Source organism: Streptomyces europaeiscabiei (assembly GCF_036346855.1).
Taxonomy (GTDB): Bacteria; Actinomycetota; Actinomycetes; order Streptomycetales; family Streptomycetaceae; genus Streptomyces; species Streptomyces europaeiscabiei.
Genome location: NZ_CP107841.1, coordinates 704,933 through 717,021, shown reverse-complemented (window position 1 = coordinate 717,021; position 12,089 = coordinate 704,933). Strand labels below are relative to the sequence as shown.

Annotated in this window: 12 protein-coding genes; 4 read left to right on the top strand and 8 right to left on the bottom strand. The window is 69.5% G+C overall.

What is annotated here, in order from left to right; translation table 11 throughout:
* Positions 1-137: 137 nt before the first annotated feature.
* The gene (locus OG858_RS03350; RefSeq protein ID WP_328545153.1) at positions 138-1,328 is read left to right on the top strand and encodes a 4-hydroxybenzoate 3-monooxygenase; all 1,191 of its coding nucleotides are present in this window, start codon (positions 138-140) and stop codon (positions 1,326-1,328) included.
* Positions 1,329-1,421: 93 nt separating this feature from the next.
* Here the strand turns inward: OG858_RS03350 and OG858_RS03345 are convergent, their stop codons facing one another.
* Entirely contained in the window at positions 1,422-1,784 is a 363-nt protein-coding gene (locus OG858_RS03345) for a DUF6479 family protein (protein ID WP_086749301.1), read from the bottom strand.
* A 184-nt stretch (positions 1,785-1,968) separates the two neighbouring features.
* On the opposite strand from OG858_RS03345, the gene OG858_RS03340 reads away from it, so the two are divergent.
* The 3 genes from OG858_RS03340 (at position 1,969) to OG858_RS03330 (ending at position 3,881) form a co-directional block, all read left to right on the top strand.
* A complete protein-coding gene (locus tag OG858_RS03340) occupies positions 1,969-2,346 on the top strand; it encodes a ferredoxin (protein ID WP_086749302.1) in 378 nt (125 codons plus the stop codon).
* 104 nt (positions 2,347-2,450) lie between these two features.
* A complete protein-coding gene (locus OG858_RS03335) occupies positions 2,451-3,629 on the top strand; it encodes an acyl-CoA dehydrogenase family protein (RefSeq protein WP_086749300.1) in 1,179 nt (392 codons plus the stop codon).
* Positions 3,630-3,653: 24 nt separating this feature from the next.
* A complete protein-coding gene (locus OG858_RS03330) occupies positions 3,654-3,881 on the top strand; it encodes a helix-turn-helix domain-containing protein (RefSeq protein ID WP_327723256.1) in 228 nt (75 codons plus the stop codon).
* 123 nt (positions 3,882-4,004) lie between these two features.
* Here the strand turns inward: OG858_RS03330 and OG858_RS03325 are convergent, their stop codons facing one another.
* The 7 genes from OG858_RS03325 to OG858_RS03295 form a co-directional block, all read right to left on the bottom strand.
* Positions 4,005-5,270, bottom strand: coding sequence for an FAD-dependent oxidoreductase (locus OG858_RS03325; protein WP_319316385.1), 1,266 nt, complete (start codon positions 5,268-5,270; stop codon positions 4,005-4,007).
* 451 nt (positions 5,271-5,721) lie between these two features.
* The gene (locus OG858_RS03320) at positions 5,722-6,687 is read right to left on the bottom strand and encodes a fumarylacetoacetate hydrolase family protein (protein ID WP_086750403.1); all 966 of its coding nucleotides are present in this window, start codon (positions 6,685-6,687) and stop codon (positions 5,722-5,724) included.
* 93 nt (positions 6,688-6,780) lie between these two features.
* Positions 6,781-7,719 carry a VOC family protein gene (locus OG858_RS03315; RefSeq protein ID WP_086750402.1) on the bottom strand — a complete coding sequence of 313 codons (939 nt, stop codon included), beginning with the start codon at positions 7,717-7,719 and terminating at the stop codon, positions 6,781-6,783.
* A 31-nt stretch (positions 7,720-7,750) separates the two neighbouring features.
* Positions 7,751-8,761, bottom strand: a complete 1,011-nt coding sequence (locus OG858_RS03310; RefSeq protein ID WP_086750410.1) for an amidohydrolase family protein — start codon at positions 8,759-8,761, stop codon at positions 7,751-7,753.
* 23 nt (positions 8,762-8,784) lie between these two features.
* Complete coding sequence (locus tag OG858_RS03305) at positions 8,785-9,924, bottom strand: FAD-dependent oxidoreductase (RefSeq protein WP_086750401.1); 1,140 nt, start codon at positions 9,922-9,924, stop codon at positions 8,785-8,787.
* Positions 9,925-10,037: 113 nt separating this feature from the next.
* Positions 10,038-11,009 carry a cyclase family protein gene (locus tag OG858_RS03300; RefSeq protein ID WP_328545154.1) on the bottom strand — a complete coding sequence of 324 codons (972 nt, stop codon included), beginning with the start codon at positions 11,007-11,009 and terminating at the stop codon, positions 10,038-10,040.
* Positions 11,006-12,010, bottom strand: a complete 1,005-nt coding sequence (locus tag OG858_RS03295; protein WP_408059373.1) for a fumarylacetoacetate hydrolase family protein — start codon at positions 12,008-12,010, stop codon at positions 11,006-11,008. Before OG858_RS03295 ends, OG858_RS03300 begins: the two co-directional genes overlap by 4 nt.
* Positions 12,011-12,089: the final 79 nt, after the last annotated feature.

Here is a 12,089-nt window from a genome sequence, read left to right as displayed (position 1 = left end):
GGAGTGTGACCGTTGACAGGCGGGCAGGCCGGGAGCACACTCAGGCGTACAAGATTGTGAAGTGAAGTTCACCTGGCGAACAACGGTCTGGGTCCGGGGACGGGACGCGGCTCGTCCTCAACGACGAGGAGTACTCAATGCACACCACTGTCGGCATCATCGGCGGCGGCCCGGCGGGGCTGCTGCTGGCCCGTCTGCTGCACAACGCGGGAATCGACAGTGTGGTTCTGGAACGCAAGGACCGCGCTTACGTCGAGCAGCGTCAGCGCGCCGGAATCCTGGAGCAGGCCACCGTCGACGTGCTGCGCTCCGCGGGCGCCGGCGCCCGTCTAAACGCAGAGGGCATGCCTCACGACGGCATCGAACTGCGCTTCGACGGCCGCGCCCACCGCGTCGACTTCCCCGGGCTGACCGGTGGCCGCCGGGTGTGGGTCTACGCCCAGACCGAGGTCGTCAAAGACCTCATCGCCCTCCAGCTCACCGACGGCGGGCCGCTGCTGTTCGAGGCCGAGGTGCACGCGGTGGAGGGCGCCGACAGCGACCGCCCGTTCATCCGGTACACCCACGAGGGCCGCGAGCAGACCCTGACCTGCGACTACGTGGTCGGCTGCGACGGCTTCCACGGCGTGGCCCGCGACGCCGTCCCGGACGGTGTGCGGACGACGTACGAGCGGACGTACCCCTACTCCTGGCTGGGCATCCTCGCCGACGCCCCGCCCGTCTACGACGAGCTGATCTACGCCCACTCCGAGCGCGGCTTCGCGCTGGCGAGCATGCGCTCGCCGTCCGTGAGCCGCCTCTACCTCCAGGTCCCGAACGGCACCGACCCGGCCGACTGGTCCGACGAGCGGATCTGGGACGAGCTGGACGCCCGGTTCGCGCTGACCGCGAACCCCGGCTGGCGCCTCAAGCGTGGGCCCGTCACCTCCAAGGCCGTCCTGCCGATGCGCAGCCATGTCACCGAGCCGATGCGCTACGGACGGGTCCTCCTGGCCGGTGACGCCGCCCACATCGTGCCGCCGACCGGTGCCAAGGGGCTCAATCTGGCCGCCACCGACGTCATCGTGCTGGCCCGCGCCTTCGCCCGGCTCAAGGAGAGCGGCTCGACCGAGCTGCTCGACGCCTACTCCGACACCTGTCTGCGCCGGGTCTGGCGGGCCGAGCACTTCTCCTACTTCATGACCACGACCCTCCACGTGGACCCGGACCAGTCCCCGTTCGAGACCCGGCTCCAGCTCTCCCAGCTCGACCGTGTCGCCACCTCACGCCACGCGGCGGCCGAACTCGCCGAGAACTACACGGGGCTGTCGCTGGAGACCGATTCCTGACCGGGTTGACCGCCGAACACCGAACGCCGAGGGGACTGTCGAACCGATCGGTCGACAGTCCCCTCGGGTCTTGTCTCGGGTCTGGTGCGGGTGTCAGTGCGCGCCCAGGCCGCCGCTGCCGAAGCCGCCGCTGCTCTTCCCGCTCCAGCGCGGCCGCTTCTTGTCCGGGCTCGGCCGGGTCCCCTGGTTGCCGTGCACCTCGTACGGTGTCAGCCGGCGGTCGCTCCTGGGGATCTCGTCGGGTTCGCGGTTCAGCTGCTCCTCATGGACAGGGCCGCCCTCGGGGATCCGGGGCTGCTCGTCGGGGCGCGGTCGGCGCGGCTCACGGGCGCGTACGCGGGCACCGAGCCAGACGGCGCCGATCAGCATGGCCACGAGCACGACACCCGCCAGGAACGGTGCGATACCACCCAGCACACTACGTTCTGCGGCTATATCAGTCCATTCCATGTTCATAAGGGATGAATACCCCCAATAGGTCGAGTGAATCGGCCCGCTTCGAACGGCTCGTGCCCGGGTGCCCTGTCCTGTGTCCCGAAAACGGAACCCGTTGAGCCGGGCGGCGGGACCCGTCGAACCGGGTACTGCGCGGATTCCGTCCGCCGTGTTTGGCCGGATCGGCTCCGGCTACCCGGCTGTGGTGACCTCGACGACTACATCCCAGCAGGAACTCATCCGATTCCTTGAGGACCGCTTCGCCTGTGCGCAGGCGTGTACGGAATGTGCGCGGGCATGCGCGCTGCGGGCGGGCCTCGCCGATCCGGACGGGCCCGAAGACCAGGAAAAGATGCGGCGCAAGGGCATCATGTGCGCAGAGGTGTGCGACGCCACCTGTAGGGCGCTCTCGGAGGAGGCCAACCTGGACGAGGCCGGCATCCGCCTCCAGGTGGAGTGGTGCCGGACCGTGGCCCTGGAATGTGCGCGCGTCTTCGACGATTCCCCCGGCGCCGAGAACGACGCCGAGGCTTGCCGCGAGTGCGCCCGGGCCTGCACGGACTTCCTCGCCACCCTCCGCTGATCACCGGGTGCCGGGAAAGGCTGCCGCTCCCGCCTGTTCCCAATTACTGGAACACGTTCTAGCGTGTGCGCCGTCAGGTCGGCCTTGGGGAGCCTGGAGGCGCCGTGCACCTCGAAAACACGCCCGAGCAGCAGCGGTTGCGCACCGAACTGCGCGCCTACTTCGCCCAGTTGGTCCCGGAGGGCTCCTACACCCGCCACGCCGACCCGGCGGCGCAGAAGCGCTTCTACCGTGAGACCATCCGCCGCCTCGGAACCGACGGCTGGCTCGGGGTCGGCTGGCCCAAGGAGTACGGCGGACGCGGCCTGACCGCCATCGAACAGTTCATCTTCTTCGACGAGGCAGCCCAGGCCGGCGTCCCGCTGCCGCTGATGGCGCTCAACACCGTCGGCCCGACGATCATGCAGTTCGGCACCGAGGAGCAGAAGTCGTACTTCCTGCCGCGCGTCCTCTCCGGTGAACTCGACTTCGCCATCGGCTACAGCGAACCCGACGCCGGCACGGACCTGGCCTCGCTGAAGACCCGCGCGGTCAGGGAAGGCGACGAGTACGTCGTCAACGGGCAGAAGATCTGGACGACCAACGGTGACACGGCCGACTGGGTATGGCTCGCGGTCCGCACGGACCCCGACGCCCCGCCCCACAAGGGCATCACCATGCTCCTCGTGCCGACCACGGAACCCGGCTACTCCTGCACCCTCATCAACACCCTCGCCTCGCACGACACCACCGCCAGCTACTACGAGAACATCCGCGTCCCCGTCTCCCGCCGCGTCGGCGAGGAGAACAAGGGCTGGCGCCTGATCACCAACCAGCTCAACCATGAACGCGTCACCCTCGCCGCCCACGGCACCATGGCCATCCGCTCCCTGCACAACGTCCAGCGCTGGGCCATGGAGACCAAGCTCGCCGACGGCCGCCGCGTCATCGACCTGCCCTGGGTCCGCCGCCGCCTCGCCCAGACCCACACCAGACTCGACGCCCTCAAGCTCCTCAACTGGCGCATGGTCAGCGCCCTCCAGGAGGGCACCCTCACCCCGCAGGACGCCTCCGCCGTCAAGGTCTACGGCTCCGAGGCCCGCCGCGACGCCTACGCCTGGCTCATGGAGATCGTCGCCACCGCCGGCGCCCTCAAGGAGGGCTCGGCGGGCGCGGTCCTCCACGGCGAACTCGAACGCGGCTACCGCTCGGCCGTCATCTTCACCTTCGGCGGCGGCAACAACGAGATCCAGCGCGAGATCATCTCGTGGATCGGCCTGGGGATGCCCCGGGTGCGGCGTTGACTCCATCTCGGAGAGCAACGGGGCTTGTCCCTGGCGGAGTTGGCCGGACAGGCGGGGCTGGCGAAGCAGGCGCTCTCGAATCTGGAGCAGGGCGCGGGCAATCCCATGGTGGACACGCTGTTCTCGATCGGCGTGGTGCTCGGTGTACCCGTGACCCGGCTGTGGCCGAGTTGTCGGCGGCGAACCCCAGTCCGCGCTCGGCCACCTCCGAGCGACCCCAGCGATGCGTTGACCGACGGTCGCGGAGCGTAGGAGAGGTTGTTCTCGACTTCTTGATGAACGCAGGGCGTCTGTGCCGGGGCGTGCGTCGGGCGGGCTGCTGTTCTGGGGCGGCGCCGGCCCCGCCGGGCGCGGGCGCGGCCCCAGCCACGCGGTTCAGGAAGCGGTGTCGTGTGTCTCGCCGAGGCCGAGGCCGAGGAGCGCGGTGAAGCGGGCTTCGGCCCGGTCGATCTCACCGAGCTGAGTGAGGATCGACATGGGGGTGGAGTCACCGACCACCTTCTGCATCAGTGGGGTGTGGTCCAGGATCGCGTCTCGGAGCGGTTGCAGAGCGCGAGGCGCGTGATGGAAGACCTGCCCGAGGGCGTAGGCGTGCTGGGACTGTCGGGCGGTGTGCGGCTTGCGGGGGGCCTCGAAGGCGTCGAGTGCCTGGCGGACAGCGGCGTAGTCGCTCAGGTCCACCCCTGCCAGGCGGCGGCCGATGAAATAGCCGTCCTCGGTGGCCATACCTGCGCCGTACCCGGCGTACGGGGACGTGGGATGAGCGGCGTCGCCGACGAGAGTGGCACGGCCCTTGGACCACTGCTTCAGCGGCTTTCGGTCGCGGATCACCCAGCGCTGAACGTGAGCGGGGTCGGTCGCGGTGATCAGTTGGGGGAGCGGACGGGCGAAGGCCTGGCCGAGGCTGGTCGCGGTCGAGTGCAGGTCCCCGGTGAATTCCCGGCTCGCGTCGAACGCTTCGAGCATCCACCACTGGTGGCCGTCACGTCCCTTGTGGCGGATGGCGGTCCAGCTGCCCTGCACAGTGCGGGTGTGGGAGAGGACGCACATCCCGGGTTCGGTCTCGACGCTCTCGTCGAAGGTGTAGCCGCCGAAGATGTGCAGGTTGTGCTCGCGCTTGGTGCTGTCGCCCCACAGAGTGCGCCGGACCAGGGAATCGATGCCGTCCGCGCCGATCACTAGGTCCGCCTCGTGGACTCGTCCGTCCCCGAGGTGCAGTCGAACACCGGTCTCGTCCTGCTCGACGCGCTCGACCGTGTGGTTGACCCGCAGGACTCCCTCGGGAAGCGCATCGAGCAGCCGCTCGTACAGCTCGGGGCGCAGCAGACCGATGAAGCCGCCGCCGTAGTCGCGGACAACCTGCTCCGGAAGGGCCGCGCGGACCCGGCGGCGGCCGCGGGCGTTGCGGAACTCGGACGTACAGGGCGCACCCAGGTCCTCGGTGTTCACTCCGAGCAGCCCGAGTGCCTTGATGGGGGGCGGCCACAGGTTGAGGATGTTGCCGGCGGGTCTGGCGTGCGGGTAGCGCTCGAACAGCACGACCTCATGGCCGGCCTGGTGGACGGAGAGTGTGGCGGCCATGCCACCGGGCCCTGCGCCGATGACGGCGACACGGCCGCGCTTGACGGGAAGCTTCTTCATGGTGGGTTCCTCAGTCTTGATCGTCGTTGACCTGGTAGATGGTGAGGGCGGGCCTCTCCCATACAGGCTCGGTGCTCGGGCAGGAGGTCCTGGGTGTGCGCGTGGCCCGTGCTCGTCGAACGGGTCCTGGCTGTCCCAGCCTCGGTTTGAGCCCTCGGTAGACTTGTATGTCGCCCTGATCAGTTCGTGCCGGCCGCCGGGGCGGCGGGCCGCGCGCTGCCGGTCACTTTGAGTGTGTCTCTGTGGACAGGGATGGTCGCGGCAGAATCCGAGGTGCATCACGGTTGAAAGGGCCGGCCGATTCCGGTCGATGCCTTTGGCGTCGGTGAAGTCGGCGAACTGAACTGGTCGGTGCAGTCCCGGGCGGGCGCCTCGACCGTGCCCTGCCCTGCCCGCGTGCGGCCCCGGTGACGACGACCTTGTCGGCCGGCCTTGCTCTGCGCCGCGTGGTTCACGGGCGCGTTCGCGGGCGCCTACGGGCGCGGGGGACGGCCACCGGTTCGGCACCGGGTACCACGGTGTTGGAGACGCTGCCGATGCCCTCGACGGTGAGGGTGACGATGTCGCCGGGCTTGAGCGGCGGCGGGTCCTGGCGGCCGCGTACGCCCCAGAGTTCGGCGAGGCAGCCGCCGTTGCCGCAGGTGCCGGAGCCGAGTACATCGCCCGGGCGTACGTAGGTGCCCCTGGAGGCGTATGCGGTCATCTCCTCGAAGGTCCAGCTCATGTTGGACAGCAGGTCCTTGCCGACGACCTCGCCGTTGATCTCGGCGGTCAGCGCCAGGCGTAGGAATCCGTCGCTGTCGCGGTAGGGCTCCAGTTCGTCCGCGGTGACGAGGTAGGGGCCGAGGGTGGTGGCTGTGTCCTTGCCCTTGCAGGGACCGAGGCCGACCTGCATCTCGCGGGACTGGAGGTCGCGGGCGGACCAGTCGTTGTAGACGGTGTAGCCGATGATGTGGTTGCGGGCCTGCTCGGGGGTGAGGTCGCGGCCCTCGCGGCCGATGACGGCGGCGACTTCGAGTTCGAAGTCCAGTGCCTGGCTGCCGGGCGGCACGGGGACGTCGTCGTGAGCGCCCATGACCGCATAGGGGTTGGTGAAGTAGAAGGTGGGCGCGTCGTACCAGGCGTCCGGGGCGCCCGGGAGTCCGTCGATGCTGCGCCGTACGCCCTCGACGTGCTCCTCGAACGTGACGAAGTCGCGTACGGACGGCGGTTGGAGCGGCGGCAGCAGTCGCACCTGGGAGACGTGCGGGCCGCGCGGCACGTCCAGGCTTGCGTTGCCCGCCTCGCGCAGTGGATCGGGACCGGCCTGGATCAGGTCGAGAAGCGTCCCCGTGCCGGGGCAGGGGTAAAGGGTGCCGTCGTCCTCGACGGTGGCGAGACGGCTGCGGCCGTGCTGTTCGTAGGTGGCGAAACGCATGGCAGTCCTAGGGAGCTGGGAGGGTTGACACAGGCCGGGGGCGCGGCGGCGTGGCAGGGCGGGGGAGTGCGCCGAGCCCCCGGGGTCAAGGGATCAGACCGGCGGAGCGACGAAGACGCCGCGGTCGACGTCGTTGAGCATTTCCTTGGCGACCATCTCGTTCATTGCGTTGGACGTGCCCCACTGGTCGGCGTTCTCGGGCTTCGTCAGGTCGTAGATGTGCGGGTGCCAGGTGTCCTCGTCCAGTTTTTCGAGCTCGGTGGTGTACTCCACGGTGTTGCCGTGCGGGTCGAGGAAGTACGTGAAGGTGTTGTCGCCCGCCATGTGCCGCCCGGGGCCCCAGATCTTGCGGGCGCCGGAGCGCATCACGCGGCCGGAGCCGCGCATGTACTCGTCGATGCCGCGCATCTCGAAGGAGAGATGCTGCAGGGAGGTGTGCGGACCGCTGGCGATGGCCATGGAGTGGTGCTGGTTGCTGATCCGCATGAAGTGCATGACCTCGCCCATGTGCGGCAAGGTCATCGTGTCGGACAGCCGGAAGTCGAGGTGCTGCTCGTACCAGGCGCGGGTGGCGTTGATGTCGGGGGAGTTCAGGACGACGTGCGAGAGACGGACAGGAATGGACTCCTTCTCCTCGACACGACGGTGCCGGCGCGCCTCGACGTCGGCCGAGACCTCGATGGTGCGGCCGTCGATGTCGAAGAAGCGGAAGCCGTAGCCGCCGCCGGGGGTGTCGACCTTGCCCGGCCGGGAGATCAACCGCACTCCACCCGCGAGGAGTTGCTCGGCGAGTGTGTCCACGTCGGTGGGGTTCGCCGCGCCGTAGGAGATGAGGTCGAGGCGCTTCTCCTCGGCCTTGCGGAGCCGGACGACGTACTGCTCGGGGGAGCCCTCGGCGGCCAGGAAGGAGATGCCGGAGTCCTCGGCGACCTTGGTCAGGCCCCAGACGCCGGCGTAGAAGTCGAGCTGCTTGTCGTAGTCCGGCACGGCGAGGTCGACGTGGCGCAGGTGGGTGAGCAGACGTGTGCTCATGGTGGGGGTTCTCCTCTGCGGTTCAGATGGTTCAGACAAGGCGGAGCAGCGCTGCAGCGTTGCCGCCGCGCACGGCGTGGAAGTGGGGGGCAGGCAGGTCCGTGACGTCGCGCAGAGCGCCGAGCGGGTCGTCGGTGCCCATGTCGAAGGGGAAGTCGGAGCCGAGAAGTACCCGGTCCGGGCCGGCCACCCGGATCAGCTCGCGCAGGACGTCCGGGTCGTGGACAAGAGAGTCGAAGTGCAGCTGCTTGAGGTAGCTGCTGGGCGGGTGCGCGCAGCCACGGGTGTCGGTGCGGGCGAGCCAGGCGTGGTCGGAGCGGCCGATGTGCGTGGGCAGATAGCCGCCGCCGTGGGCGGCGACGACGCGCAACCCCGGGTGCCGGTCCAGGACTCCGGAGAAGATCAGATGGGACAGGGCGACGGCGTTCTCGGTCGGTTGGCCGACGGTGTTGGACAGGTACCACCGGTTGAGGCGCTCGTCGAGCGTGCAGCCGAAGGGATGCAGGAAGAGGATCGCGCCGGTTTCCTCGGCCCGTGTCCAGAACGGTTCGTACGCGGGGTCCGACAGTTCGCGTCCCGGCGCGTGACTGGAGATCTCGACACCGCGCAGCCCCAGGTCGAGGGCGTGTTCGAGGGCTTCGACGGCGAGGCCCGGGTGCTGGAGCGGGACGAGGCCGAGGCCGTGCAACCGTTCCGGGTCCTGGGCGACATGCGCGGCGGTGCCCTCGTTGGCCAGTTCCCACACCGTACGGGCCAGGTCCTCGTCGGCCCAGTAGTGGTAGTGCGACGGAGACGGCGAGACCAGCTGGACGTCGATCCCGGAGGCGTCCATCGCGGCGAGCCGGGCCTTGACGTCGGTCAGTTTCGGGAAGCGGTCCCGGAACATCGGACCGCTGACGGCAATGGCTTCGGGGCCGTTGCGGCGGGCGTCGAGATCGCGGGCGGCGGCCAGCCCGGGGTGTCGGGCAACGGCGTCCTCGACCTGAGGGAGCAGGACGTGCGCGTGGACGTCGATCGTGGGCGCGCTGTCCTGGGAACTCATGGAGTTCACGGGGTTCACGGGGTTCACGGGGTCTCCTTGAGGACGGACATCGTGCGGCCCATCAGACCGGGTGCGTCGGCGTCACGGACGCCGTCCAGCTGCCACTGACCGAGTTGCACGGACGCTTCGACCACCATGCGGACACGGTCGATCCGGCGTTCGTAGAAGCCGGTCAGCAGGGCGTCGAGGGAACTCCAGTCCTGCTCCTCGCTCAGCATCTCGGCCAGTACGGAGGCGTCCTCCAGCGACATGGCCGCGCCCTGCGCGAGCGTGGGGGGACAGACGTGGGCCGCGTCACCGATCAGGACGACCCGGCCGCGGTGCCAGGAGCCCTCGACGAGCAGCCGGTCGAACCAGGTGTAATTGACCTTGGCGGGGTCGGTGATGCTCGCGGCGATCTCCGGCCACGCACCCCCGTAGGGCCCGGCCAGCCGACGCATCTCGTCCGCGTACGAGGCCGGGTCGATGCAGGCGCGGTCGCGGTTGGCCTCGACGAGGTAGGCGTAGATGGTGTTCTTGCTGGTGGGGCAGTAACCGGCGATGTAGCACGGTCCGCCGTAGGACAGGTCCATGCGCTCCACGCCCTCGGGGCGGGGCGCGGGGACGCGCCAGATGGCCATGCCGGTCGGTTCGGGTTTGTCGCTGATGCCGATCATCGCGCGCGTGTGCGAGCCGACGCCGTCGGCGGCGATGACAAGGCCGTAGCGGCCCTCGGTGCCGTCGCTGAACCGGGCGGTGACGCCGAATGCGTCCTGGACCAGTTCCTCGGCGGTGATGCCAAGGCGTATCGTCGCGCCGCTCTCGAGAACGGCCTCACACAGAATCTCCTGGAGCCGGGGCCGCTGCATGCCGAAGATCGGGGGCAGGTCGTCCCCACCGGTGCGGATGTCCTGCTGGACATGGAACACGGTCCCGTCGGGCGCGGCCAGGCCGACGGCGGCGACGGCGTAGCCGCTCTCCCGGACCTTGTCCCATACGCCCACTTCGCGCAGCACGCGCAGCGCGTTGCCCTGGAGGGTGATGCCGGAGCCGAGCACGTTCCAGTCGGGTTTGGCCTCGATCAGTTCCACGGCGATGCCCGCCCGCCGCAGCAGCACGGTCACGGCGTTGCCGGACGCGCCGCCGCCTATGACGAGGACGGTGCGGGGACGGGGGTCGTTCATGGGTTCTCCCTGAGATGGTGCCGCGCGACTTCGAGCGGCAGAGGAGGGCTTGCAGGCCGGGCGGGTGAGAGTGGCGTGGCCGTCCGGGCGCGGCCCGCCCGGCAGTCCAGGCGCTACTTGACGGCGATGGGATTCACCGGTGAGCCGACGGATCCGGTGATGGGCAGCGGCGCGGCGGTGAGCCAGAACTCGTACCGGCCGTCGGCGGCGCTATGTGCGGCGAGGGCGTCGAGGTCCCACATCTCACCGATGAGCAGACCGATGTGGGGGATGGCGACCTGGTGCAGCGGCTGGAAGGCGTGGTCGAACTCGTTGGGCCGCACCTCGAAGCCCCAGGTGTCGGTGGCGATCCCGGCGATCTCGCTCCGGTGAAGCCAGCCGGCCGTGCTGAAGCTCAGCCCCGGCGCCGGCCCGCCCGCGTAGTCGCCCCAGCCTTCGTGGCGGGCGCGGGTCAGCCGCCCGGTGCGCACGAGGACCAGGTCGCCACGACCGACGCTCACACCGTGCGAGGCTGCGGTTTCGGTCAGGTGCTCCTCGGTGATGGCGAAGCCGTCGGGCAGTTCGCCGTCCTGGCCGACGACCAGACCCACGTCAAGGAGGACGCCCCGCCCGGCGACGTGCGGTGCCATGTGCTCGATGCCGGTGACCAGGTCGCCTTCGGAGGTGACAACCTTCTCCGCCGGGCGGCCGTTCCACGCCTTGCCGTGATCGAAGATGTGCCCGAGGCCGTCCCATTGGGTGGAGCACTGCAAGGGCATGGCGATCACGTCGTCGGCGCCACCGAAACCGTGCGGAAAGCCCTGGCCGCCCAGGGCTGCGTCGGTGCCGGTGGCGAGCATGGTGTGCACCGGATTGGTACGCCGCCGCCAGCCTTTCTGCGGGCCGTCCATGTCGAAGGCCTGGGACAAGGAGAAGCTGACGCCGTCGCGGATCAGGGCCGCGCCCTCGCGGCGCTTGGCCTCGTCGAGGAAGTTGAGCGTGCCGAGCACGTCGTCCTCGCCCCAGCGGCCCCAGTTCGAGTACGCCTTGGCGGCCTCGTCGATCGCCGTCTCGGGATCCGTACGGTCGATACGGTCGGCGCTCATCGGTCCTCCTCCGCGACACAGCGGGTGCGCTGGGCGCCGAGCCCGGTGACCGAGCCGTCCATCACGTCTCCGTCGCGCAGCAGCCGGCCCCAGTGGATGCCGTTTCCGGCCGGGCTGCCGGTCAGAACCAGGTCGCCGGGCAGGAGTTGGGCGCTCTGGGAGATGTACGAGACCAGCCGTGCGACGCCGAAGACCATGTCCTTGGTGGACTCGTCCTGCATGGTCTCGCCGTTGAGTCTCAGGGTGACCTGAAGGTCGGACGGGTCGGCGATGGAGTCGGCCGGGACGATCCACGGGCCGAGTGGGGTGAAGCCGGGGGCGTTCTTGCTGCGCAGCCAGTCGGTGCCGATCGGGGGCATGTCCCGGCGGAAGACGGTCGCGCGGTCGGTCAGGTCGTTGGCGATGGTGTAGCCCGCGACGTACTCCAGCGCATCCTCCACGGTGACCCGGTAGGCGGGGCGGGAGATCACCGCGACCAGCTCCAGTTCCCAGTCGGGCTTCTCGGCCCAGTCGGGTAGTACCACGTCGTCGTAGGGACCGCTGATCGTGGTCGGCAGGCCGACGAAGACGTACGGGAGGTCCTCGGCAGCCCGCTTGTCCATGACCGCCGCGACCTCGGCGCGGGACTCCTCGACGGTGCGCGGGTCGTCCGGGGCGCGGTGTGCGACCGCCAGGTCGATCACGTGCTGCCGGTAGTTGGCGCCGGACTGGAAGATCTGCCGGGGCTCGACGGGCGCGTGCACCACCAGGTCCGCCAGCGGCCGCCAGTCGCGCGCCGGGTCCCCGGCGAGGGTGTGCAGGCGGGGCAACTCCTCGTCCCAGCGCTCCAGAAGCGTGAGCGTGGTCAACGCGGGTTCGTCCAGTGTCGTACGCAGGTCGAGCGCTCGGCCGTCCGGCGTCACGAGGCCCGGGAACCTGGCCTCGGCCGGTGCCGAAAGGGTGCCGATGGCGAACGGTCCGGAGAAGGGGGTGAAGAGTGCCGACGTGGCTGCGGATTTCACGGAGATGTCCTCCCGATTGCGGTGCCACTAATCTGGCCCGTAGATTGCAATCAGGGAAATCGATTTCCTGTATATGAGA